At 42.7% G+C, this 26266-nt stretch carries 23 protein-coding genes and 1 pseudogene; 21 read left to right on the top strand and 3 right to left on the bottom strand.

Going from position 1 to position 26266, the window contains the following annotated elements:
* The first annotated feature begins 21 nt into the window (after positions 1 to 21).
* From AC58QC_RS26700 to AC58QC_RS26675, 6 genes are all read left to right on the top strand, one after another.
* Positions 22 to 975, top strand: a complete 954-nt coding sequence (locus AC58QC_RS26700; RefSeq protein WP_497418090.1) for a hypothetical protein — start codon at positions 22 to 24, stop codon at positions 973 to 975.
* A gap of 4 nt (positions 976 to 979) precedes the next feature.
* Positions 980 to 2245, top strand: a complete 1266-nt coding sequence (fahA, locus tag AC58QC_RS26695; RefSeq protein ID WP_497418089.1) for a fumarylacetoacetase — start codon at positions 980 to 982, stop codon at positions 2243 to 2245.
* Between the two features lie 165 nt (positions 2246 to 2410).
* Entirely contained in the window at positions 2411 to 3568 is a 1158-nt protein-coding gene (locus AC58QC_RS26690; RefSeq protein ID WP_497418088.1) for a homogentisate 1,2-dioxygenase, read from the top strand.
* A gap of 69 nt (positions 3569 to 3637) precedes the next feature.
* Positions 3638 to 5359, top strand: coding sequence for an aromatic amino acid hydroxylase (locus tag AC58QC_RS26685; RefSeq protein ID WP_497418087.1), 1722 nt, complete (start codon positions 3638 to 3640; stop codon positions 5357 to 5359).
* 150 nt (positions 5360 to 5509) lie between these two features.
* A complete protein-coding gene (locus tag AC58QC_RS26680) occupies positions 5510 to 5935 on the top strand; it encodes a VOC family protein (protein WP_497418086.1) in 426 nt (141 codons plus the stop codon).
* A 343-nt stretch (positions 5936 to 6278) separates the two neighbouring features.
* Positions 6279 to 6848: a hypothetical protein gene (locus AC58QC_RS26675; RefSeq protein WP_497418085.1), complete on the top strand. Its 570-nt coding sequence runs from the start codon at positions 6279 to 6281 to the stop codon at positions 6846 to 6848.
* 227 nt (positions 6849 to 7075) lie between these two features.
* On the opposite strand, the gene AC58QC_RS26670 is transcribed toward AC58QC_RS26675, so the two are convergent.
* Positions 7076 to 7450, bottom strand: coding sequence for a hypothetical protein (locus AC58QC_RS26670; RefSeq protein ID WP_497418084.1), 375 nt, complete (start codon positions 7448 to 7450; stop codon positions 7076 to 7078).
* A gap of 215 nt (positions 7451 to 7665) precedes the next feature.
* Entirely contained in the window at positions 7666 to 8379 is a 714-nt protein-coding gene (locus AC58QC_RS26665) for a cysteine hydrolase family protein (protein ID WP_497418083.1), read from the bottom strand.
* Positions 8380 to 8642: 263 nt separating this feature from the next.
* Here AC58QC_RS26665 and AC58QC_RS26660 point away from each other — a divergent pair, with 263 nt between their 5' ends.
* From AC58QC_RS26660 to AC58QC_RS26615, 10 genes and pseudogenes are all read left to right on the top strand, one after another.
* Entirely contained in the window at positions 8643 to 10217 is a 1575-nt protein-coding gene (locus AC58QC_RS26660) for a multicopper oxidase family protein (RefSeq protein ID WP_497418082.1), read from the top strand.
* Between the two features lie 671 nt (positions 10218 to 10888).
* Complete coding sequence (locus AC58QC_RS26655; RefSeq protein ID WP_497418081.1) at positions 10889 to 11797, top strand: SDR family oxidoreductase; 909 nt, start codon at positions 10889 to 10891, stop codon at positions 11795 to 11797.
* Positions 11798 to 12737: 940 nt separating this feature from the next.
* A complete protein-coding gene (locus tag AC58QC_RS26650) occupies positions 12738 to 13127 on the top strand; it encodes an ABC transporter permease subunit (protein WP_497418080.1) in 390 nt (129 codons plus the stop codon).
* The gene (locus AC58QC_RS26645; protein ID WP_497418079.1) at positions 13128 to 13328 is read left to right on the top strand and encodes a hypothetical protein; all 201 of its coding nucleotides are present in this window, start codon (positions 13128 to 13130) and stop codon (positions 13326 to 13328) included. It begins immediately after the preceding gene.
* 81 nt (positions 13329 to 13409) lie between these two features.
* Positions 13410 to 15017: an extracellular solute-binding protein gene (locus tag AC58QC_RS26640; RefSeq protein ID WP_497418078.1), complete on the top strand. Its 1608-nt coding sequence runs from the start codon at positions 13410 to 13412 to the stop codon at positions 15015 to 15017.
* 50 nt (positions 15018 to 15067) lie between these two features.
* Positions 15068 to 15181 (top strand): annotated as a pseudogene (locus tag AC58QC_RS26635) (ABC transporter permease); the annotation flags it as partial.
* Between the two features lie 163 nt (positions 15182 to 15344).
* On the top strand, positions 15345 to 17435 hold the full coding sequence (locus tag AC58QC_RS26630; protein WP_497418077.1) for a hypothetical protein: 2091 nt from the start codon (positions 15345 to 15347) through the stop codon (positions 17433 to 17435).
* On the top strand, positions 17428 to 18123 hold the full coding sequence (locus tag AC58QC_RS26625) for an N-acetylmannosamine-6-phosphate 2-epimerase (RefSeq protein WP_497418076.1): 696 nt from the start codon (positions 17428 to 17430) through the stop codon (positions 18121 to 18123). Before AC58QC_RS26630 ends, AC58QC_RS26625 begins: the two co-directional genes overlap by 8 nt.
* Before the next feature lie 16 nt (positions 18124 to 18139).
* The gene (locus tag AC58QC_RS26620) at positions 18140 to 19030 is read left to right on the top strand and encodes an ROK family protein (protein ID WP_497418075.1); all 891 of its coding nucleotides are present in this window, start codon (positions 18140 to 18142) and stop codon (positions 19028 to 19030) included.
* 1 nt (position 19031) lies between these two features.
* Positions 19032 to 20033 (top strand): Gfo/Idh/MocA family protein, encoded by a 1002-nt coding sequence (locus AC58QC_RS26615; protein WP_497418074.1) that lies wholly within the window; start codon positions 19032 to 19034, stop codon positions 20031 to 20033.
* 522 nt (positions 20034 to 20555) lie between these two features.
* Here AC58QC_RS26615 and AC58QC_RS26610 read toward each other — a convergent pair.
* Positions 20556 to 21485 carry an AraC family transcriptional regulator gene (locus AC58QC_RS26610; protein WP_497418073.1) on the bottom strand — a complete coding sequence of 310 codons (930 nt, stop codon included), beginning with the start codon at positions 21483 to 21485 and terminating at the stop codon, positions 20556 to 20558.
* A gap of 88 nt (positions 21486 to 21573) precedes the next feature.
* Here AC58QC_RS26610 and AC58QC_RS26605 point away from each other — a divergent pair, with 88 nt between their 5' ends.
* From AC58QC_RS26605 to AC58QC_RS26585, 5 genes are all read left to right on the top strand, one after another.
* The gene (locus tag AC58QC_RS26605) at positions 21574 to 22428 is read left to right on the top strand and encodes a phytanoyl-CoA dioxygenase family protein (protein WP_497418072.1); all 855 of its coding nucleotides are present in this window, start codon (positions 21574 to 21576) and stop codon (positions 22426 to 22428) included.
* Positions 22429 to 23082: 654 nt separating this feature from the next.
* The gene (locus AC58QC_RS26600; RefSeq protein WP_497418071.1) at positions 23083 to 23460 is read left to right on the top strand and encodes a hypothetical protein; all 378 of its coding nucleotides are present in this window, start codon (positions 23083 to 23085) and stop codon (positions 23458 to 23460) included.
* 149 nt (positions 23461 to 23609) lie between these two features.
* Positions 23610 to 24158, top strand: coding sequence for a GNAT family N-acetyltransferase (locus AC58QC_RS26595; protein ID WP_497418070.1), 549 nt, complete (start codon positions 23610 to 23612; stop codon positions 24156 to 24158).
* A 164-nt stretch (positions 24159 to 24322) separates the two neighbouring features.
* Entirely contained in the window at positions 24323 to 25165 is an 843-nt protein-coding gene (locus AC58QC_RS26590) for a tyrosine-type recombinase/integrase (RefSeq protein WP_497418069.1), read from the top strand.
* A 296-nt stretch (positions 25166 to 25461) separates the two neighbouring features.
* A complete protein-coding gene (locus AC58QC_RS26585; protein ID WP_497418068.1) occupies positions 25462 to 25968 on the top strand; it encodes a hypothetical protein in 507 nt (168 codons plus the stop codon).
* Positions 25969 to 26266: the final 298 nt, after the last annotated feature.

Below are 26266 nucleotides of genomic sequence, written 5' to 3'. Positions count from 1 at the left end.
GAGATGAAAGGAGGCGCGGAGATGCACCCGAGTGTTCGGATTTTCATGGAGAAGCTAATTGATTATGCAGGACTTTTTCCTCCGGCAGAGCTGCCGATTGAAGCTGCAATCCGGAATTACCAAGTATATACTCTCGATCAAGATAGCTGGATGTTAGGCAAATTTATTATCCCTGTCTCACGGTTGCACGAGCTAGTCACTCACTTGCCTATGTTTTCAAAAGATAATCAACTCATGCTGTCCGTCATCGGGAATCGAAGCCGACAAGCCGATGAATGTATGGAGCTGTTGACGGGAAGTTTCGAGAAGATTCAATCGTTTAGGGATCAATATCAAGCAGCAGCCCAGATTGGTGTGCTCGATTTACCGCTGCCGCCGATTCCGTTACAAGCTCATCTTCTGGAGGCTATCGGAAGAGGGACTTCTAAGCTCGGGTTGCAGACGTTCTGCGAATTGACATATGCGTTAAATGAGGAATGGGAATCAAGAATAATCACTGCTTTGGATGAAATTGCTGCATATAATGAAACAAATGGATTGAGGTTTGGGATTAAATTAAGAACCGGAGGCATTACGGCTGAAGCATTTCCTACAGCTAATCAGGTTGCCCTTGTTCTGGCAGGCTGTAGAGACAGAGATCTCCCGCTTAAATTTACAGCAGGACTGCATCATCCTGTTCGCGTGTACCGCAATGAAGTAAATACGAAGATGCATGGATTTCTTAATGTGTTTTTTGCGGGATTACTGGCCAACTCGCACAAGTTGGAGATTCAGAAAATCGCGGAAATCATTGAAGACGAGCATCCGGAAAGTTTCAAATTTTCAAGTGATGGCTTGCTTTGGAGGCATCTCTCTATGACTTCTTGTGAAATACAGGCCTTGCGCAGTGAGGGATTAAGCTCTTATGGGAGCTGCAGCTTCGACGAACCGCGTGATGAGATGCGAGAATTTCAATTACTGGAGCAGAGGAGTTAATCGCATGGTCCGTTCTTTTATTGAAGTGGAGCCGGATTCGCATTTTCCTATACAAAACCTGCCATATGGAGTATTCCGTCCCCTTAAAGGCGGACTACCGCGAATCGGCGTTGCGATCGGGAATTATGTGCTGGATCTGGCCGTGTTAGACACTTCCGGCTGTTTTGACCAGACGGCGGTGTCCGGTAAAAACATGTTTAGTCAACCGTCGTTGAATGCGCTAATGTCTCTTAGCCGTCCCGTTTGGAAGGAACTTCGGGGGGCCATTAGGCGGCTGCTGGATGCGGAAGAACCAACTTTACGGGATAATGAAGAACTGCGAGCTAGTGCCATATATGTTCAAAACGAGGTAGAGATGCTGCTGCCTGTAGAGATTGGCGATTATACGGACTTCTATGCTTCAAAAGATCATGCAACTAATGTTGGCAGCATGTTCCGTGGCAAGGAGAATGCCCTTATGCCGAATTGGCTGCATCTGCCCGTGGGTTATCACGGGAGAGCCAGCTCCATAGTTATCAGCGGTACGGATGTTCGTCGCCCGCAAGGACAGATGAAGCCGGCGGACTCGGCTGCGCCTATCTTTGGCTCAAGCCGTCAGCTGGACTTCGAATTGGAAGTGGGCTGTCTGATTGGAACAGGAAATGAACAAGGTCTGCCGGTCTCGATTGAAGAAGCCGAAGATTATATATTTGGACTTGTACTCGTAAATGATTGGAGCGCGCGGGACGTCCAATCATGGGAGTACCAGCCGCTAGGACCATTCCTGGCTAAAAATTTCGCTACCTCCATATCGCCATGGGTCGTGACTCTTGAAGCATTGGAACCATTTCGCGTTCCTGCTCCGAAGCAGGATCCAGAACCGCTTCCATATTTGCGGCAGAGCACTCCGGGTTCGTTCAATATCCAGTTAGAGGTTTATCTCCAGAGCGATTCTATGAAGCGCCCGGACCGTATCTCAGCCAGCAACTTCAGCTATTTGTATTGGACGATGGCACAGCAGATCGCTCATCATACGATAGGCGGCTGCAATTTACGGCCCGGGGATTTGTTGGCTTCAGGAACGATTAGCGGCCCTGAGAAGGATTCGCGAGGCAGCATGTTGGAATTGGCATGGCGTGGCAGTGAGCCGCTACATTTGGATAATGGCGATGAACGTGTTTGGCTGGAAGATGGCGATTGTTTAACATTGACCGGCTGGTGTCAGGGAGACGGCTACAGAGTCGGCTTCGGAGAGGTGACCGGCCGTGTACTGCCGGCCGTTCTAAGATGATGCTTACGAAGCAAGTTTTCTTTCCACATAAGAATTTACAAGTTTCCGGTACACGGAAGAACAAATTCTTATTGGCGATAAAAACTACCTTTAAAACGCGGTCGCTCATCCTCGAAGGACTTCGATAAAAGTTTTTATCACGAAAACTCTTAGGAGGAAGGTAACATGCCTTTTTATCACCGTATGGGTGAAATTCCCAAGAAAAGACATACGCAGTTCAAGAAACAAGATGGTTCTTTGTACCGGGAACAGGTCATGGGTACGAAGGGGTTTTCGGGCATACAATCTATTCTTTATCATCATTCTGCTCCGACGGACATCGTTAAAGCCGATATTTACGCTCCCTGCAAGCTAGAGTTCGAAGAACAAGGAGCGTTGACATGCAGGCACTTCCTGACCGGACAGTACTTAGATACGGGAGATGCGATAAACAGCAGGCACTACATGCTTGGAAATGAAGATATTTTAATATCCGTTTCCAATCCGACGCAAACCATGGATTATTATTATCGTAACGGAGACGGGGATGAATTGTTTTTTGTTCATCGGGGGACGGGAAAAGTTGAGTCTATGTTTGGTACACTCAGCTACCGCCCAGGGGATTATATCGTGATTCCAGTGGGTACGATTTATCGAATCGTTCCGGAGCCAGGTGAATCTAAATTTTTATGCGTAGAAACGAATTGTTGGATAAGCACACCGAAACGCTACCGGAACGAGCATGGACAGCTCCTAGAGCATAGCCCTTTCTGTGAGAGAGATATTAGGCTCCCTGAAACTTTGGAAAGCCATACGGATATCGGCGAATTTGAGGTTAGAACCAAAACCAGAGGGTATTTGCACTCTCATACCTACAACTATCATCCATTGAACGTCGTAGGTTGGGACGGCTATTTGTACCCTTATATTTTCAACATCGGAGATTTTGAACCGATTACAGGTCGAATTCACATGCCGCCACCCATTCACCAAACGTTTGAAGGGAATAATTTTGTCGTCTGCTCGTTTGTTCCGAGATTGTTTGATTACCATCCGGAATCCATTCCGTCCCCGTATTTTCATAGCAATGTGGATAGTGATGAAGTGCTCTACTATGTCGAAGGCAATTTTATGAGCCGCAAAGGCGTTAAGGAAGGCTCGATTACCTTACATCCGTCAGGTATTCCTCATGGACCGCATCCTGGAAAAATTGAAGCCAGCATCGGTAAAAAAGAGACTTTAGAGTTAGCGGTTATGATTGATACCTTCCGTCCTTTACGTGTGGTGAAAGGAGCTGCACAATTAGAGGATCAAAATTATCCATACAGTTGGGTTCCAAAATAGCAAGGAAGTCGCAGGAAAGTGGACGCTGTCATAGAAGAGGCGAATGAGTAAGAAGAGGGAGTTGATGAAATGAAAATGATTCCACCTCATTTACAACCCTATGTAATAGAGCAACATTATGATCATTACACCCCCATCGATCATGCTGTGTGGCGTTATGTCATGCGTCAAAATCATCATGCCTTACAGGATAAAGCTCACTCTGCATTTGTAAACGGACTGTTACAGTCAGGTATTGAAACGGAGAAAATACCTCGTGTGTCAGAGATGAATGCGTGCCTTTCGAAAATCGGATGGGGCGCGGTTATTGTAAATGGACTTATCCCAGGCGCTGTATTCTATGAACTGCTTGCTAACGGAATTTTACCTATCGCAACAGAAATCAGAAAATTAACGAACATTGAATACACGCCTGCCCCGGACATTATTCATGAAGCAGCAGGACATGCGCCCATTTTGTTTGATCAGGAATACAGGTCGTACGTGCAAAAAATCGGCTCGATCGGCACAAAAGCTTTTTCCATGAAGGAAAGAGGAGAGGCTTTCGAGGCGCTCAGGCAATTAACGATCGTCATGGAGAATCCGCGATCTACGGCTGAAGAAAAAGCAGCTGCCCAAAAATTAGTCGAGGAAAAGCAAAATGCGGTCATCGAATTGACGGAAGCAGAGAAGGTTTCCCGTTTATTCTGGGCTACAGTTGAATATGGACTAATCGGGGACATGAATAATCCGAAAATTTACGGCGCTGGTTTATTGTCTTCCGTTGGAGAAAGCAAGCATTGCTACACAGATGCGGTAGTGAAATTGCCGTATTCCGTTGAAGCATGTATTAATAGCCCGAAAATTGTGACCGAGATGCAATCACGATTATTTGTTTGTAAAAGCTTTGAAGAATTAATGGAAGGCGCCCAATCTTTAACGGATACGATGGCATTCCGAGTTGGCGGAACGGAAAGTTTAGAGAAAGCGCTGCGTTCGAGAAGTGTTGCTACCTTCGAATTCAATTCCGGCATTAGCGTAACGGGTATCGTCCATGCTCTTCTAAAAGATAAGGACGGTGAAGCGATCTATGTTAGCACGACTGGTGAGACAGCTCTTTCGGTTAATAACCAACAATTGAAAGGACATGGAAAAGACTATCATGCCAAAGGATTTGGTACTCCAATTGGTATGCTGCAAGGTAATATTGCATTAGAAGCGTGCGATGATCAAGCTTTTGAAGATATGGGCATGGTTGAAGGAAACTTCGTTAATATCTTGTTCGTAAACGGTATAAGCGTTTCTGGACGAATTACAAGTATATTAAAAAATAATCAACAAGCCGTATTAATTTCATTCGAGGATTGTACGGTGACGTTGGATGGAAAGGAGCTATTTAAGAAGGAATGGGGCACTTATGATATGGCTGTGGGATCGCGTATTGTTTCAGTATATCCTGGTGCAGCTGACCCTGCTTCCTACTTTAGTGCACCGCTTCAACAAGTAGCAGCTATGAAAGAACCGCATTCTTCTCTAACCGAATTAGAAATGCTATATCAGAAAGTTGCAACAATAAGAGAGAAATACACCTTTACTGATGACTGTATTCAAGAGCTTTGTGACATTTATAATGAACTTAAACGTTCATATCCCAATGACTGGCTATTACGTTTAGAATTACTTGAATTAGCTGCGTCTAAACTTGAATTGAAACAATTGGAATTGCCAATTAAAGAAGAATTGAATGAGTTAAGTAAGGTGGCTTCTTTTACTAACCTAATAAAAAATGGTTTCTCAATAATTTATAAGTAAAACATAAGACAGGATGAACTGTAGTCCGCGTAAATCGCGGGCTTTTTATTCCTAACGGGCAGATTGGTTTAATAAGAAATCGTATTTTTTTGTATTAATTTGTTATAATAATTTGAGATTAGATCAAAATTTTAAAAAGAGGTGTTACTTATGATTTTAGGTATCAACCCTTATTTAATATTGAATGGAAATGGACAGGAAGCTGTTTCATTTTATGAACATGCATTCAATACAAAGACCCTTATTCTTCAAAGATTTGGCGACATGCCTGGGGAAGAAGATACAAATCTATCTGATGAAGAAAAAAATCGTATCTTACATGCACATCTCAAAGTAGGTTCAACAGATTTAATGATATCTGACACATTTACAGGTCTACCTTATCAAATTGGCGATCAAACCACCTTAGCTATTTTAATTAATGACGTTGAAACAACAAAAGAAGTATTCGGCAAATTACAAGATGGTGGTAAAGTGATCATATCATTACACGAAACTTTTTGGAGTCCTTTTTACGGACAAGTAATAGATAAATTTGGTGTTACATGGCAGGTTTCAACACAGTCAGCTCAATAGTGAGAGTATCCCAAAAGTATACTAGTGCAACTGACGCATGCGTTAGTGATTTAATAAGAATCCATGAATTAACAACACCAAAGTAACAACCCGCTTCCTGTTAGGGACGGGTTGTTACTTTGGTGTGTTTGAGCTGCAAAATATATAATTAATAATAACCTTTTGATAAATATATAAGCGGAACGCGCAAGCACCTTGTTTTTTAAAAGGCAAGGAATGAAGTAGATACATTTTCATACAATATGTATTGTTATGGAAATTATTACGAGTAAAGATAACCCCACAATTGAAATTAATTACTTAATTTCTTAAAAACTAATGAATCGGATAAAGGAGGTTGTGTATGCATACTGCAAACAGAATCCGTTATTTCATTATATTAGTTTTATCATTTGTTTTTATCGTCTTAATTTCAGGATGCACGGAGAATGCAAAAAAACCGGTAAATAGTCCGTCAAAAATAACAAAAGCAGGCGGGTTTGGCGATCATAGGAAAGTCATAGATAATAATTACGAATATTTAGGATACAACAAAGCACAAGATTGGTATCGTATAAATGCATTCACTCTTTTGTCAGTCTTTTACTTGACAGACGACTTTGCAGAAATAATAAATCTGAATTTTCAATCAGATGGAACAGAAATCTATCTAACCAAGGAAGAGGCTCTTTCAGAAGTCCTTAAAGTAATCCCAATCGATGCGGTAAAAATTAAGGAATACACTGTTGCAGGCAGTAAGGAGGAAGAAATTCTTTATAAAAGTAAAGTTCTTGCTGCACGATTCAGGGGTCACCAAGGGACACCAATTGATTTCCCCGGATACTTCACAGCGAGATTTTATCAAAGCTACTTAAGAGATGCTGGGAAGAATATTTACGGTGTTTTTATCAAATTTAGCAACTATAATGCTTGATTGAAGGCGAGAACAATCGAAGTGTTTTTCAATCGTCCAACGACAAGATTATTAAAGGCAAGTCAAGAATGTCCGGCGACACAAACATATGCTATAATCGCGATGATTTTTAAGCTTGGATTTGTAATGGATTATTCAAGGCAGCCGTAAAATTTTGAACTGCCCCCCAATTGTTAGACACCATCTAACGATTGGGGGGCAGTTCATTTCACGACACATGCTTTTATTCAACATTGAACTGAAGTGACACGGTTGGATAATCCGAGAAGCTGAGTCGATTGGAAGCTGCCCCCAACCATTTGATCATCATAATGAGTCAAATAAAACGAGAGCGGAATATAATTGGGAAGAAGAAGCTGGATCCATTGCCCCTTGCAAGCCTCTGCCTGTTGTGAATTTTGAATGGCAGTCCCGTTACAAACTAATGAGTTATAAGATTGGCGGGTTAAAAATCCTGTTGCATAGTTGAAATCGGCAGAGGTCACGTTGACTTGCAAATTAGTCCCATCTTCTAATTGGATGGTCACCCATTTATTGATACAATGTAAAATGTTTGAAATCCCTTGTCTGTTATCGGGATATGATGGGAAGCTATTCCACATAAAATTATCTCCTTTGAAATTAAAGTTGGGACTATACTCCTCCAGTGAACTGTGCACAAATTAAAAAGAGCCACAGGCGGTCGTGGGCTCTCTCCCTAGCCTAATACGACGTAGTGCAGAAGATGGAATGATCGGCAGGCGATTAAGCTAAACGGGCAGTTTAGCGTGGTATAACGATTGAGTGTTTACTACTTGGAGCCATATCATAAGCACTCCTATGATGGAGAAAGGGACTTACTGGATGACTCAGACTTCCCATCCTCAGATCCCCGGTATGGATGACTAAAATGTATCAGATTTATTTTTGTTAAAATGGCCCGGTTTCGGGTTCCAGGGCTATTTAACATATGCCAAGCGGTATACTGTTCAGCATAAGGATTGAGAGCTGACATTCCATCAACTGGAATAATGACATTGTATCCCCGAAATGCAGCACTAGTGGCTGTATGGAGGACTGCGCCATTAGCGGCATAACCGGTAATCAGAACAGTTTTAATACCATGCTCATGCAATATTTGTTCTAAATCAGTTTTGTAGAACTTATCAACGTTTGATTTCACAACAGGATCACTTGGCAAGGGGGCTATCTGCGCGGCAATATCCGAGAGGCTTCCCGTTCGTGTAAGGCTATAGACGACAAGCATGCCCCATTCACGACTTCTCGCCAATAGTTGATTAATTTTAGAGATAGAGGCAAAACAACGAGGATTATTGCATATAGAGGTCTCCATATCCAAAACTAGGAGTGCACTTGTTTTGGGGTCCACTGAAACGGATTGCAGTTGTGGGGGAGGAGGAGCAGGAACAGCGTTCCATTCATCTATGATAGTTGAATCCTTTCTTCCAGCGTAATAGTTCACACTAGGACAGTGACTACATGGCGTGCAGTATTCACGCCAAACACCGTACTGGGGACAAAAATAGATCATCCTAATCCACCTCTGGGCCGCTTTTTTGATAATAGATTATGTACGCAGATAGGAAAAGGTGAGGCGGGAACCGTTTTAGGTATAGTCATGCCCATTCCAATAATCCTTGAATGAAGACGTGTACAGATGAAAGAGGTCTTCCTTGAATCTCACCAATATTTGTTGATGAATAGATTAAGGGAAAATCCACAATTAAACATAGTGGGACATCTGTCGTTCATACGCTTTCTTAAGGTATTAACCGTGAGGAGGTCTCTACTCGTATGCCCGTAAAAGTAAAACTTCAAAAATTCGTCGATAAACTGCCGATTCCCAAAACCATTTCCCCGATAAAACGAGACAAGAAAGGTTCGTATTATGAAGTGACCATGAGGGAATTTACCCAAAAACTACATCGTGATTTAGGGCCTACCCGCTTATGGGGCTACAACGGAATGTACCCGGGCCCTACTTTCGACGTGATGAAGGGTGAATCGACATATGTCAAATGGATGAATGATCTTCCCAAAAAGCATTTTCTCCCCATCGATACGACCATTCATGGTGCAGAAAAAACACTTCCTCAAGTTAGGACCGTAGTTCATTTACACGGCGGAAAACAGCATGATCATAGTGATGGTTACCCTGATGCTTGGTTTACGAGAAATTTTGAACAAACAGGGCCTATGTTTCAAAGAAAAGTATGCGAGTATCCCAACCTTGAAGCCACTACGTTATTTTATCATGACCACACCATGGGTATTACTAGATTGAACAATTATGCGGGACTTGGAGGGTTTTTTATCATTCGTGATAAGCATGAACAATCCCTGAATCTACCGGTGGGAAAATATGAAATCCCTCTTATGATTCAGGATCGCTCGTTTAACCCGGACGGTTCGCTATTTTACCCCGCTACTCCCGATAAAAACAATCATCGACTTCCTTATCCTTCAATTGTCACACCTTTTGACGCAGATTACATTCTGGTAAACGGCAAAGTATCCCCCTATCTTGAAGTAGAACCGCGAAAATACCGATTTCGGATGTTAAATTACTGTAATAGTCGAGCTATTACATTCAAACTGGACTCCGGACAGCCATTTTATCAAATTGGTACAGATCGCGGCTTACTGGAGAAACCAGTGAAAATGAATGAGATCCTCCTTCTAACGACCGAACGTGCGGATGTGATCGTTGATTTTTCTCGAGCATTTGGCAAGATGATTATTCTTAAAAATGTCTTCAAGGGTGCCTCCCCCGAAACAACCGATGTGATGCAGTTTAAAGTAACCATTCCTTTAAAAGACAAAGATACCAGCTCCATTCCGGATCATTTAACAAAAATTGATTTCCTTTCCAGAGAGATGGCAACAAGGACAAGAGATCTCACACTTGTTAGGGTGGAGGATGAATATGGAAGATCGCTTAATTTACTTGACAGTAAAATGTGGAATGATCCTATATCTGAGAAAATGGACTTAGGAGCTGTTGAGATCTGGCGGTTAATTAATCAATCTGCGGATGACCACCCCATTCATCTACATGTCGTTGACATGCAGATTCTAGAGCGCCAGCCTTTTGACGATGCACATTTCCAAGCCACAGGTGAACTTAAGTTTACAGGACCCGCGGTTCCTCCTGAACCTAACGAGAGGGGCTTTAAAGATACGATTCGTGCTCCAGCTAGTTACGTTACCTCTTTTATCGCGAGATTCGATCCTTTCGCTGGGCTTTTTGTATGGCATTGTCACATGCTCGAACATGAAGATTACGAAATGATGCGACCATTTGAAATCGTGAAGAAAAAAAATAGACTTAAAAATATACTAATGAGAATGATTAACGGTAAACGATAGCACCATGACACAGGCTGCCGGCATAACATTGGTAGCCTGTTTAGCGATTTAACAGAAGAGTTCAATATTTGTTTTCCTGACAATTTTCCGAGGTATAATGAAAACCCAAAATGCCTATTTTACATCTAACTACGAACTTGTTATGACAGAAGCCCATACAATACATGGTTAATGTTTCTATATCATCATAAACGGAGGACAACACAAATGGGCTTTCATGGAGGCTTGGGAGGTTTTGAGCACGGAGGTTCTGGGTCGGGCACGGAGGTTTTAGGCACGGAGGTTTTAGGCGCGGGAGGTTTTGGAAGCCCGTTTGGTTTTGGAGGTTTTGGAAGCCCGTTTGGATTTGGAGGATTTGGAAGCCCGTTTGGCTTTGGGGGCTTTGGAAGCCCATTTGGCTTTGGAGGTTTTGGAAGCCCATTCGGTAATCCTTTCTTTTTCCGCCAACCGTATCAGGGAACACCTTACCATTTCTCCCCTGGGCAGCCAACCTTGCCTTACGTAGAAACACCCCGCCACATGTACCCAGTGCAACATATGGAACCTCAATTTTACACGAGCAACCAAAATGATCTGTGTACCTGATTAATATGATAACACTACCATTTACTATTGGTATTTTTAATAAATTACTAATAGAAACAAATACAATTATTCGGAGGTGATAAGCCATGCAATTCCCTTATCCTGTGTACCCTTTCCTTGGTTATCGAACTAAGTTAGTACAGGAGCCTATCGCATTTCCACCTCAACATCAGGATCAAGTCCCTGGTTTGGAGTATCTCATGGTGCCGCGTCCTATTTTTGATTACCCTGGGTATGTCGGTAGCTGCAAGCTGAAAGGGAAGGTTGCGATCATTACTGGAGGCGATAGCGGATTTGGACGTGCAATTGCAGCCGCTTACGCTAAAGAAGGAGCCGACCTGGCTATTGTTTATTTAAATGAACATATTGATGCGGAAGAAACCAAAAAGTATGTTGAGCAATTCGGCACCCGCTGTCTGCTACTAGCCCGAGATCTTCGCGACCCAGCTAGTTCGCCAGATATAATAGCTGAAACGCTCGGGCATTATAATAGACTGGACATCTTAATCAATAATGCTGCCGTTCAACCTTTTACAAGCAGTATAATGGACATTTCCAATGAACAACTCGAAAACACTTTTCGAACCAATATATTCCCCTTGTTTTATTTGACTAAAGCCGCTCTACCTTATTTAGATAAAGGCAGCGCCATCATCAATACAACTTCAAGGGTCGCCTACGAAGGAGACAAGGATGTCATTGATTACTCTGTAACTAAAGGTGCAATAGTAAGTTTTACTCGCAGTATGGCGCTGTCTTTGGCAGAGAAAGGGATCCGGGTTAATGCGGTGTCTCCTGGTCCGTCATGGACGCCGCTCAATGTTAGTACCTACTCCAAAGAACATGTATCTACTCTAGGCACTGACAGTCCGTTCGGACGTGCAGCACAACCTTTCGAGGTAGCACCAGCCTTCGTATATCTTGCAGCAAATGAATCTATGTACGTCACAGGTCAAGTGATTCATGTAAATGGAGGTTTGATCCGTTACTCATGATTTTAGGCAAAATGAAATATACCATACATCATCTCGAACACGTAACTATACGTATCAATAAGCACTTTAGTTGAAGAAGAATACCACAACAGGCTACCGCTGATTTATTCTCGGTAGCCTTAAAAATTCCAAATGGTTACAATTGTGTCTTAAAGTGATTAAACGAACGAATAGAAAGAGTGAATAGTGGGCTATAAATAGGCATATTCCATCCATAGAACAATAAAAGTGGACATGTTTCAAATCCCAATTCTATTCATAACTTATATTAGGCATTCACCCAGTCAAGATATGAAAAGCAAAAAGCAAAGGAAACCCGAAAACTAGTAAAGATGCAAGAACGCAGTCAAGAGTATTACACACCAGGACGCGTTCGAAAGATGCAGTGTGCCCAAAGAAATGCTACAAATTGATTGCAAGTTGAATCACGTTGGTGAGCCGTATGCCTTAGTAGGGCACGTGCGGTTCGATAAGGGGGGAGCCATGCAAATGGGTCCCCTACATGATTTTGTTATTAAACTATAGGGAAGTTTAGCGTGGTGGAACGGATATTTATTATCGCTCCCTATCTGTGGTACGGATCACTTTACTGTTTACGATGAACCGTATCACAAGTAACGGCAAGTTTTTGGAAGAGATTCCATGAATAAAGGGGTTTTGCCATTTGATAACGAAAATTAGCAGAGATCTGCTCTTGTGCAATGGGTGTATAAAGGAGGGGTTATCATGACGAACACGGCTATTAATCGTTCCATCGATGCGATCTGGAGGAGCGAATCGGCCAAGATACATGTAAAAAGTTGACTGAAAAAACGAAAACTTTAAATATCAAATAAAAAGTAAAAAATACCGCATATAAAATGCTTGCAATTGATCTTATACTAATTTCATACGCAAGTTGTAAATGCGTTTGAGGATGATTTGCAAGCGCTTCCACACTATGATTCGGAGGACAAGAAGGAGGAACTCTCCGAATGGGATTGGAAGCTCGATCCGCAAGATTGATAGAATCGAGCAGAGAAACTACGATTTGTACTTGCTGCTCGTTCGGGCCTTTCTGTTTTTCCTGTTTCGAAAATATATGTTCGGTGAAGTAGTTTTCAGTTTGTTTCCGTTTCTGAATACGATTGTAAACGCCTTCATTCCCGAAGAATTGCGTGAAGCGGCCATTGTCGACGGCTGTGGCAATATTCGTTTCCTGGTGCAGGTTGTCCTGCCGCTGTCCGTAGCTTCGCTGGCCACAATCGGCCTCTTCTATGCCGTAGGACACTGGAATTCCTTCTTTAGCGCGGTGATGTTAATCAACAATCCGGACTATTATCCGCTGTAGATGAAGCTGAGGAATATTCTACTACTCTCCCAGATGGATACTTCCCTTGAAACGCTGCAGCAGCAAAATCAGCTGCACATCATTGAGGAGTCGCTGAAATCAGCGACAGTCGTGTTTGCAACTGTGCCGATCCTTGTTGTTTATCCGTTCTTGCAGAAGTATTTCGTCAAAGGAGCCATGCTCGGCTCTGTCAAAGGTTGACAGGAGATGGACAATGTTAGCCATTATAAAGCGGCGGCGTCCATATAATATAATCCTGTACTTGAAAAAGGAGGAAGTAAAGTGAAGAAAGGTCTACTGCTTAGTATGGCTCTTACTTTGCCGCTATCCTTGTTGGCCGGATGCAGCAAGGATAGCAGCGCCCCTAGTACCACCTCTGCAACAATCACAACCTCGGCTGCACCATCAGCGGCTCCCAGCAAACCTGAGAAGGTACGGGTATCCGTTTGGGATCGCTCGAACTCTCCGGATGGAACGAAGCTGACAGACAGCGTTATTGTTAAGTGGATTCAGGAAAACGCCCTGAAGGAAGATAATTTACAAGTTGAATACGTACCGCTGCCAAGATCGCAAGAGACCGAGAAGCTAAATGTATGGATGGCTTCCGGCGAAGCGCCGGACATTGTTATCACGTATAACGCCGATCTCGTGTTCCAATACGCAGAGCAGGGAGGTATATGGCAGCTTGACGATCTGCTGGATAAATACGGTCCTGACATCAAGAAGCTGTCGAAACCGGCACTAGATGATGCAGGGACTTATAAAGGAAAGCGTTATGCCATTCCCGCTTATCGGATGAATCAGGCAGGCGGTCCGACAATGAAAATCCGTCAGGACTGGCTTGACAAGATCGGTATGCAGGCGCCGACCACACTTGACGAGCTTTACACGGTGCTGAAAGCGTTTAAGGAAAAGGATCCGGGGGGCGTCGGCAAAGACAACGTCGTTCCATGGGCGGTTCCAGCGATCAATCAGGCGGCGAAAGGATTTTTCTTCGGTCCGATGTGGGGAGCTGGCCTGAATAGCAACGGCCCTGGCATCGATCTGTATATGCCGACCGGCAACATGGTCAATGGTCAGTTTCACTCTTCGATTGATACGCCGGAAGGAAAAGAATACTTTGCCTTCATGAACAAGGTTTATAAAGAAGGACTTATTTCTAAAGAATTCGCAACCGACATTAATTCGCAAAAATTTATTCAGCAATATACCGCAGGTCAAGCTGGTTTCATGGATTCCAACGATGATCCATTTACGCTTACGATGACTACAAGAAAAACGGTTCCGACTGCTAAGTGGGTTACGCTCATGCCGCTCAAGCGGAAGGATGGTAGCCAGTATACTTCTAAAGCTTCAACATTCGGAATGTTCAACATGATTCCAAAAACGACCAAAAATCCGGAATCGGCGGTCAAATTCCTGAACTTCCTAGCGAAGCATGCTAGCGTCGTACAAAGCGGTATTGAAGGCGTACACTACAAAGTAGACGGAGGACTTCGCGTACCGATCGACAACGATAAGAATGCGAAGGAGCTTAACTGGTATTTGGGTGACCTGAACCTGATTACACAGGGTTACATGGGACCTCCGACGAAAGATCAGCTCCTGAAATTGAATCCTGATCCGTTGTATGCTGAATTGATGGCGCCTCACTATGAGCAATTTGCGAAGTTTGGCGTTATGTCTCCGTTCATCGATAGCCCGCGTCCGGTCGCTCAGAAGAACATTGTCAACCTGACGAAATACGGTTACGAGGCACTCTCAAAGGCAATTATCGCGTCTGATTTCGACAAGGAATGGACAAATACAGTTGACGGCTGGCTGAAGCTTGGCGGTCGCGACTACGACAAGGAAATTTCAGATAAGATTGCCGAAATGAAGAAGAAGTAAGAGGGAGATAACTAAAGGCCTGCACCGCACGGTGCAGGCCTTTTAGTGAAGAATCCCTGAAAGCATCCACCATTGTTTTTTCCACGCTTCCGATTCTCATTCTGTATCCTTGGCTGCAAAAATACTTTGTAAAAGGGGAGACCCTTGGAGCCGTCGAGGGATAACCGGAATTGTTTACAGCAATCTAATCTAACATTACATGTTGAGGAGATGTTAACTTTGAGTCAGTCAGTGCTTGCACGATTTACACATACATATGCGGATAAATTTGCAAATCAGTTGGATGCGTATATTGATTCAGGAATGAAGCAAGTCGAAGAAGGAATCATGAAATTTGATGACTTATGCTTATATGGATATGCAGAAGCGATACGATTCAAAAAGACAGGCGATAAAAAATATGCTGAAATGACTAAAAAGGCCTATACCGCATTGGCCTCATTTATAGATTTCCATGATCAGCTTCAGCCTGAAAACACCGATGGGTTCGACCAAGTTTTGGTGTTAGGCCGCCCTAAAGGAGCACCCATGGACAGTATGTTTAGGCCCATGTACTTCATGATTGCTCTGGACATTTTAAGAAAAAACGGTTTATCTGACGATGCCTTTGAAGTAAGCGCCAAAAAAGTAATAGACCGTGTGATGCCTCCTAACCATGCATATACCGACTGGGGCCCGCAAAACAGGGGGCTCATTAAAGGATTGAATTTATTTTTGCAAGGACATTCTTTCCCCAATGAGCCCAATGCTGAAAAATGGCTTACTATGGGAAAACTGAACATTCAGGAAAGTATAGGTCAATGGTCTATTGAAGATGCACAAATATATACGCCGATTTGGTTAAACGTTCTGATTATGTACCATGAATTCATAGGGGACGACAGCTATAAAAAAAGTCCCATATTGCATTACTACTTTACCTACTTTGCCGAAATGGTGTCGCCTCAAGGTATCGTGCCGGAGTTTGGAGACGCTCGGTTTCTGAACACATGGGATGTTTATGTAGCATGTCTTGAGAAGGGGGCTGCCATTTATCAAGATGGCCATATGAAATATGCCGCCGAAAAAATATTGGATTGCTTTTTGAATTACTCCAATATCAACCCAGATGATCCTGATTCCTTTGAGTCCTTTATGGACACCGCATGCTTCTTGATCAACGCTTGGCAATGGTCGGATGAATCTGTTGTACCGATTCCAACTTCACAAGACAGCAAAGAGGTTTTGGAAGATTTGGTCGGTAAAAAGTATGTGCTGGGGCAAGAGAAAACAGGAGACTATTTGTTCTTAAACTATAGAGATGAAGGCAACTACGCAATTCTCCCTCGGCATTACATAAGAAACACGATCCCTGTCAATCGTGAAAAAACCCATCATGGGCAATCCGATGAAAATTCGATTATTTTGATGACGGCAGGGGATTCTATTTTAATGCACGACAGCGGCTACAGAGATTCTCACGGCATGATTAAAATAGGCAATTATCGTGCAGATTTTTATCACAATCGTCTTGTTTGCAGACATGGCAGCTTTTCAAAACCTACGAATTTCCTCAACTATGTTTTGGACGATGGTTGGTATAGAAAAGTGGAGACCCAAAAGATCTATTTTAAAAAATTTGAGACTTGCGATACAGGACTTACAAAGGTAAACAGCGTGTGGGATGGGTTAGACTCCTATCGTTCCATTACCTACTTAAAGGATGAAAGCATCTATGTCGTGTATGATCGAGTGGATGTTTTGGAATCGGGAGAGTATTCCATTGGCTCCATTTTCTATACCCAATTTGCTGAAGAGAAGGGAGAGGGACTGTTTACGGGTATAACAGAGTTTGTGGCGTGCGACCAGCCTGTTATGCATTATAAGAACAATACCGAAAAATCCCTTGGAATCCAGTTTGTTGGCTATACGGATTATGGGACGAAGGTAATACGTAGAAGCTACACGGAAGAAACAGCTGTGTTCACATACTCGTCCAGACATTTTGAAAAAGGGGAAAGACTGTGTTTTGTTACCCTTTTATATCCTTTTGACACAGATAGCAACGATTACAAAAAAGCAACGGCATCTATTACAGAAAATGAAAATGGTATAGCCATACATGTGAAAGCAAAGTATGAGCATACTTTGTGCTTCAAAGATGATTTGCAACAGGATATTTTTGACGAGAATGCTCGACCAAGTTATCGTTTTGAAAAAGGCAAAATCCAGTTTGATGAGATAACCACAGATGCTTTGTTTACACATGTGGTCAAAAAAGGCTCTGAACTGGAATACAGTCTCATCAACCTGACAAGATTTGACTATAACGAAAAGACCATCATGGTTGTACCTGATTTTCAATACTTGCAGTTTGACACTAGCCATATGACGGCCAAAGCCAGCTGGAACGCGTGGGAAGGAAAATTTCATGAATAACCATGAAGTATTAAAAAAGATAAAGGGTGGACTGATTGTTTCCTGTCAAGCTTTGCCGGATGAGCCTTTGTATAGCTCCTTTATCATGAGCAGAATGACTTTGGCTGCGTATCGAGGCGGGGCAGTAGGAATTAGAGCCAATATGGTGGAAGACATTTCGTCTATCAAGCAGACTGTTGATCTGCCAATCATAGCGATTATTAAAAAAGATTATACGGATAGTCCTATCTACATTACACCGACAATGGAAGAAGTGGATTTGCTGGCCTCCGTCAATGTAGAGATTATAGCCTTAGATGCGACCAATCGGATAAGACCGGGTAAAGTGTCATTGGATACTTTTTTTGTGGAAGTCAGAAAGAAATATAAAAATCAGTTGTTCATGGCCGATTGCTCTACGCTAGAGGAAGCGGTTCACGCAGAAAAACTAGGCTTTGACTTGGTGGGAACCACGCTAGCAGGCTATACGGAATATACAGCCCAAACCGAACTGCCTAATTTTGAGCTGATGAGAAAAATGAAAGATGTGCTAAAGATCCCCATTATTGCAGAAGGTGGGATTCATTACCCGGCCGATGCTAAGAAAGCTTATGAATGCGGCGTGTTTTCTGTCGTGGTGGGCGGTGCCATAACAAGGCCAATGGAAATAACCAAAAGATTCGTAAAAGCCATTGGTGGTGACGAATAAAATGAGTGTGTTTGCCTTGGACATCGGCGGAACAGAAATCAAATATGCGGAATTTACCGAGCATGGGGAATTAATTTATCACAAGAAAACTCCTTCAAGTGCGCTTGAAGGAGGGCAGATTCTTATGAAACAAGTCCTTGATCTCATTGCTAGTCATATGCATCCGGATATAAGAAAAATAGGCATCAGTTCCGCAGGACAGATTGACTCACGTCTGGGGAGTGTAATTTATGCCACGGACAATATTCCAGGTTGGACTGGGATGGATATCAAGAAAAACATTGAAGAAAGATTTGGTCTGCCCACCTATGTTATGAATGATGTAAATGCCACTGCTCTTGGCGAGGGCAAATGGGGCGCAGCCAAAGGATGTAACAACTATATTTGTCTTACCTTTGGTACAGGAATCGGTGGAGCCATTGTGATAAATGGCCATATTTACGAGGGAAGCGGCGGTTCTGCAGGAGAACTGGGCCATATGATTATCGAAAAGAATGGCAAGGTCTGCACCTGTAGCGGGAAAGGTTGTTATGAGGCTTACGCTTCCACCAATGCCCTCATGGAAAGGATTGCGTTAAGAACAGGCATTGCTCGAACTGGGGTAGAGATTTTTGAAGCCTTAAAGCAATCCAACAGTAATCAGTTTCAAGTGATCGAACAAGAGTTTATGAACTGGATCGATGATGTCATTTCAGGGCTTGTAAGCATCGTACATATTTTCAATCCTGATTTGATTGTTTTGGGCGGAGGGATTATGGCTCAAGACATCATTATGAATGCCATCAACGATAAACGAGATGGATTATTTATGAAAAGTTACAGAAATGTAGTGATCAAGCAGGCAAAGCTATCCAATTTAGCAGGCTTATATGGTGCTTATGGACTTTGCCAAACAGGAGGGATATAGCGTGCTTCAGACGAAAAGCGAAACTCACCCATATTACAAAGTTGCCATAATCGGGGCGGGTGGCGTTTCCTCCAGCCATTTGCTTGCCATTCAGTCAATGGAACAATTGCGAGTGGCGGGGATTGCAGATGTCGTTGGAGAAAGAGCAAAAGCAAAGGCCGCTCAGTTGGGTACGAAAGCATATACAGATTATCGTGAAATGTTGAAGAACGAAAGACCAGACATAGTTGTCATTGCTTTACCCCATTTTCTTCATAAAGAGGTCGCTATTTGGTGTGCGGATCAAGGCTGTCATATAATACTGGAAAAACCGATGGCATTGAATACGGAAGAGTGTGACGACATCATTAAAGCAGCAGAAGCCAATCAAGTTAAACTCCTGATAAATCATACACAGCATTATATCAGCGATAATCTCCAGGCTAAGAAAATCATTCGAGAAGGTACATTGGGTCAGTTGGTTATGATTCATGATGTCCGGCATGTCAACTACTACAGCCCTGCCCGTCCCGGCTGGTTTTTTGAACAAGCGAAATCAGGCGGTGGCATTTTTATGAATCTGGGATCTCATTCCGTTGATAAAATTCAGTGGTTAACGGACAGCAGGATCACTAAGGTGAAGGCCTCATTTAGCTTCCACGGAAACAAAGGCGATATTGAAGGAAGCGGCATCGCTTTTATTGAAACATCCGCCGGAATTCCTGCAACGATTTGTCAAAGCGGGTACGGCGGAGTGGATAAGAATGAAACGGAGCTCATTTTTACAAAAGGGATGATGAAGCTAGCGACAAGCCAAGGCGTATGGATCAGTGAGCAGGGCGAATATAAACGACTGAATCCCGATCCGATTGATAGGGTGTTTGTACTTCCCTTTCTGGAATTAATCCGGAGCATAGAGGACGGGACGGAGCCGGAATGCTCAGGAAACTACGGTAGAAGCGTAATTGCCATTGTGGAAGCCATGTATCAATCCCATATCCAGAACAAAGAAATAATCATTTAATTTTGTTGGGGGCTGAATTTGCCAAATTGCCAGACATCGGACGGAGAAATAACCATGAAATTTGCGATTGTTGGATACAAGGAACGACTATGCTAATTATCAAGTTACTTATTAATGTCTATTAAATAACAGGCTTTTTTGTACGGGGGGAAGCGAATATATAATAATGATTAAAGCTAAATCAGTTGAATATTTGTCCTTACCTGGAACGCCGATTGCACTAGTAGAGAATACATCATCTGTCGGATGACAAGAACATAGTCCGGATCAAGTTCGCGTAAATCGCGGGCTTTTTTATTAATCGGATCAAGTTCTTGTCAATTGGCAATGTCAAGAACTAGATCCGATTACCGACAAGATTAAAAGGGCGCGTTCAGCTAACGGGCAGTTTAACGCAATCGTAGCTTTAAATTATGATACGGTTCACCGCGCTGTCTGCAACGGCAAGTTTTAAGGCCATCCATTGCTCTCATCAAGCAGGATGGCCTTTTCTTTTAGCAACGATCACTGTTCGGTCGTAATCTAATAACTGCGGAAATTCGGGGGTTGATTAGCGCGCCAATGCGAGGGAGTGACTCCGGTAAACCTCTTGAAAGCCGTGGCAAAATGCTGACTGGATTGATACCCGAGATCAAGCGCAATTTGGGTGATAGGTACGGTTGTTTCATTTAGACGCTGGCAGGCATGTCCAATTCGAAGACGTTCTATATATGCCTGTGGCGAATGTCCTGTAAATTCGTGGAACATGCGGTAAAAATGGGATTCGCTGACCCCAACCATTGATGCCATTTCTGACACGGACGGGTGCCATTCCGGTTGCTGCGAGATGTGCTCTATCAGAATCTGCAATAGGTTTTTAATATCGTTCGGGATGCTCGTTGCTGGCTCAGGGCGCAAAATTGCAAGAAGAATTTCTAAAATACACATTCGCACTTCCAATGAACGGAGGTATGATGCGCCTTGAATCGCATAACGAAGCCGCCGGAACGACTCCGCTACCCCTGGACCGACATGCACGTTGTGAGGTAGCGAATATAGCGCTTGACTGACGCGCAAAACTTCATTTGCATCTAATCGCATCCACCCATTTTCATGAGGGGCTTGCAAGATGATCCACCAAATGTGGCAAGGCTCCAAAAAATTCATGAATCCTCTGTGGATTTGGTCTGGCTTGGAATGAAACATTTCTCCGGATCGTGTTTCGAATGTGGACTCGTCGATCGTCCAGCCTGCTTTTCCTTTTTCGATGTAAACGAATTCGAAACTGCCCTCATGAACATGTTCATGCAGCGGAATGGCTTGTCGCAAATGGCCGTATCCGAGCGCAACGATTTCAGGCACCCCTTCCAGGGGGCCGTTGAAACTGGAGTCATAAGCGGACTGGAAGCTATTTTTTACTGTTTGAGAAGCGGAGGCTACGTTAGATTTGAGATGTGTACGATTCTTCTTCATGTTTCTCATCCTACTTGAGACTTCGTAGAACGTCAATCGTCATATTTTTTTGTAAAGTTGTTTTATCACCATTCAAGGAGGCACGCTTATGAAAACGAGTGAAATCAGTATTACGATGAAAGATAAGGAAATATTCGATCGCGACGGCTACTGGATTAGTCCCAAATTGATCGATGACGAGCAGATCGAAAGGCTTCGGAAAGCTCACGAGCGACTTTGGGAGGTGCAAATTGACGGAGATGGCACTCCCATGGAATATATTTATACGATGAAACAAACGGATCCGGTAAAACTGCGCAAAATCGATAACGCATGGTGGATTAACGATGAAGTTCGCAGTATCGTGACAGATCCTTTAATCGGCGAAATGGCCGCGGACTTGTTAGGCGTCGATGCCATTCGGCTTTGGCACGATCAGGTGATTTATAAACCGGGAACCTCCGGAAAAGAGACGAATTCAGGTAATGTCGGATGGCATCAAGATTACGGTTACTGGCAATGCGCTGATAACCCTAATATGATTACCGTGTGGATCGCGCTGCAGGATACGGATCTCTCCAATGGAGGTATGATGACCGTACTCGGTTCGCATGAATGGGGATTGGTTCCGGACAGCAATACGTTTTCCGATCAGAATTTACAAGCACTTAGAGATAAATACAGCGACGGAAGAAAAAAATGGCAAGAGGAACCGTGCATTTTGAAAGCAGGCCAAGCCAGCTTTCATCACGGGCTCACCTTCCACGGATCCGGCCCGAACCTATCGGATGAGCCACGGCTTTCGGTCGTCGCTCACCTGATGCCCGATGGAACGGCTTATCAGCCGGGCGTACAATGGCACCCCAATACTCGCTTACTCGGTCCCCGCCCCTACAAAGGACAACGCTTCGACAACGAGTACTTCCCGATATTGTTTGATAGAAAATCGAAAAGAATTGAGTGAAAACCACTGAAATCGTCATCGAGGTTGTTTTTTAAGTTTGCTCCCGTTTAGCTTAATTACCGCTCCAAAGGACTTTTCAGACATATATCATATGAGAGCCTATTATCTATGCACATTGATACAGGCTCCGTCGTTGAGCTAACGGTGAACGTTAGTTTAAGAATAATATTAATGAGCAGGTGCAGCAAAACTTGCTTATTTAAACACATTGGTTGCACATGTGTTTCGAATTAACGATCGAACAAAAAAAGAAGGATTTTCCATTTATTTCCGTTATATAATATATATATAGCGTTCGAATGGAGTGATTCATACGGGGACATTTGGAAGAGGATGTTTATACATTATTGTAGGTATAGTCATTATTACTATTCTTGCCTTCATTACAAGTAGCACCATAAATATACCTTGGTTTATTTTCATTCCACTCATTATTCTTGCCTTCTGGATTGCAAATAAGAAAGGTAAATGAATATGTAATGATGAGGGACAATCAAGTAGTTGAGGAGCCTGCTTCCGCTGCAGCGCTCCTCTTTTGGCTGCTTAAGTATTGGGCAGTTTAACGGAAAAATCTTGTGCATGAACAGAGTGATGAAAGGATATTTTAGAGTTCAGCACGAATACTCGTGAGTATAAAAGTAAAGCAGGTGAAAAATGTATTTATCTGAAATATCAGCTTTAAGGTTAATAGAATTAGGTTTTAATAGAACATATTATATTGGTGAGAAAGCACCGTTCGATTTCTACAAATTTAATAATGAAGAATGGATAATAGGAGGTCGAATCCTACCACAAGGAGATTTACTGGCACCTTCATCTGTTTATTGTGAAGGTACGTGGCTTCCTAGTTTATCCGACTTAATGAATTGGTTGTCGGACAACGGCTTTACTTTTACTTTAGAGTCTAAAGAATTGGGGCATGGTTATGTAGTTCATGTACATGAAACTCACGGAGGTATAATTAAGGGTAAGGGTGGCACCGCTGAACTCGCTTTTTCTAAGGTCATTGAGGAAATTCTTAAGAGAAATTAGTTTTATCGAACTATGATTAATCTCGAAGGAGCTGCTCCTTTTGTCATTAAGCTATTGGGCAGGATTGTTAAAAAGCTTTCGCGAATACCCTACATATGGATTTACGAGTGTACAAAATAAGTACCAATCTAGGTACACGGAGGGGAAATATGCTATACGGACAACGAGTAACATTAAGGCGTGTTGTTGAAGAAGATTGGGAAAAGCGATATGAATGGCTGTCCGATCCTGTAGTTAACCGAACGTTACCATCAGGAAGTGGTATGCCCCTAACACCGGAAGTGGTCAGAGAACGTACACGGAAGTACGCGCAAACAGATCTATCATCTGTCTATTTTACCATAATAAAAGAAGACGGCATCCCGATTGGCAATACCCAATTGTTTAATATCCATCCTTGGTCCATGCATGCTGAATTTGGTATTTGGATTGGGGACAAAATGGTATGGGGGCAAGGTTATGCTACAGAAGTGACAGGTGTTGTCCTGGATTTTGCATTCGAGCGTTTAAACCTTCATAAAGTGTATTTGACGGTAGATGTTGATAATCCTGGTGCTATTCGGAGTTATGAAAAGGCTGGTTTCAATAAGGATGGCATACTAAGAGACGAAGTCTATAAAAATGGTCAATATGTCGATCGTATAATGATGAGTATTTTGAAGCATGAATACTTAAAACTATCTAGCTGTTCCAAATAACAAAGCATATAGGAAAACCATTCTGGAAGAAACTACGAAAGATAGTGTGCTTTCTCGAAAAATTGAATATTAAGCTAACGGATAACGCTAGTTCAATACATATAGATTAAAACCTCTCATTAGAAGAAAACCTAGATTTAATAGGACTAATGGGAGGTTTTATTATGAATATAAGTCAATTGTGGAAACTGTATGAGGCCGATAAGCGCATCCAGGGATTTAGTATACTAACTCTAAAAGCCTACGCCCTGCAGCTAAAAATGCTGGTTAATGAACTTGGAGATATTAATATTTTAGATGTTACCCTACAGCTGTTAAAGGAATATTTAGCGAAACAATCTGATCGATTGAAACCAAGTAGTTTGGGGCATCGTATCCGCTTTGTTAGATCTTTGTTTCGCTTTGCCTACGAAGAAACCTACCTAACATCAAATCCATCTCTAAAATTAAGAGAGCCTAAGATGGAAAAACGTATTCCGAAGTTTTTAATCGAGGAAGATGTGATCCATTTGAAGATCTCTTGTCTATCCATGCGGGAACGAGCTCTTCTAGAGTTCCTTTACACTACCGGTTGCCGAGTTGGAGAAGTACAAAAGATAAACATTGAAGATTTGAACTGGGAGAATTGCTCTGCAATCGTTAATGGTAAGGGATCGAAGCAAAGAGAAGTGTATTTCACAATCGAGTGCAAGGTCTGGTTGAAAAAGTATCTGGCAAGTCGCAATGACTCCTGTAAAGCCTTGTTTGTAACCGAACCTTATCCTATTCGCAGGATGGCCATTCCCACGATCAGGTGGTCAATAAAACGGCTTGCAGATCGGGGAGAGGTCGCAACCAACGTGTACCCTCATCGTTTTCGTCATACTTATGCGTGCCAGTTGCTGGACAACGGAGCACCTTTGGATTTCATTCAAGGCATGCTAGGACATGAGAAGGCATCGACCACTCAAATATATGCACAGCTCCGCGGCGAGCGTAGAAGAGAACTTTATCGTCGATTCTTTTAGGTGTTCTGTGATATTTTGTAATGATCATATAATATTGGCTGTTAAGGAGCTGCGTGCATGGAATACCAGGAGACAGAAGAGTTTCGCATAAAGAAGTTGCGCAAATACATAGAAGGGTAATACAACAATAACTGCTCATTTAAGCTAAAGGGCAGTAGAGCGTGGTGGTCATTGGCACTTCGGGCAGAAGAGTGTAGCAAGAGAGTTGGTAAAAAAGCCAACGAGTTATTCGTAATTTTATAGGTTTTTATGGTAAAATAAGGAAAATTAGAAGGTGGGGTATAGGAGGAATTACAATGAAATTAAAAACAAAACTAATTGCCATTACAGCCACATGTTTAGTGGTGGCAAGCATATTTTCCATTTCCGCAACAGCTACAAAAAATGTAAAAGATGTACTCTCTCTGAAAGCTCTAGCTAAGGCAGCTATGGATAAGGAAACGGCTGAACACAATAAATTGGATGCGATGCCCGACCAAACAAGAGAGGAAAAAGATGCAAAAAACCTGCAAGGTATTAAAGTTAAGAGTCTCGGTCTTGAAACAAGAAGGCTCCAACTTGAAGCTGATCCTGACGATACTGAAAATTTCGCCAAGCAGTTAGATTTAGCCATTGAAACCTGGTCAATGGGTATCAATGAATTTAAGGATGCTGCGAAAAGATATAACGACGATACGTATCTCAAAAAGGCAGAAGAATCAGAAAAAATGATCGAACGGTTTAAAAAGGGAAGAGAAGAATACCAAAAAAATGAAAAGACCGTACATCAACTCCGTATAGAACTCAATATTCCTGTAAATTAATTTCTAAGAGTTGTTGAGTGCTCAACTAACGGGACACGATAGTTGAGGGGTTTGCTTCGCGGCAGCTACTCTTTGTTATTAAAGGGACGGGCAGGAAAGTTTAATCAATTCACGAATACTTAAAATGGTGTATTTCGTTAGGCACAATTCCTAAAGATCTTATTTCAAAAAAAAGGTGATAAGAAAGACCATGAAAATTAAAAGTCTGGCAGTCGAAGAAAATGAACAGCACTAAAGAGGACGCTGCCCATTCGTTTTTAAAAAGTGTAGCGCCAAGGATATAAGGGGGCATAGATCA

This window comes from Paenibacillus sp. J22P51 (assembly GCF_059692215.1).
The sequence above is the reverse complement of the archived record's forward strand: the minus strand, read 5'-3'. Positions and strand labels throughout refer to the sequence as shown.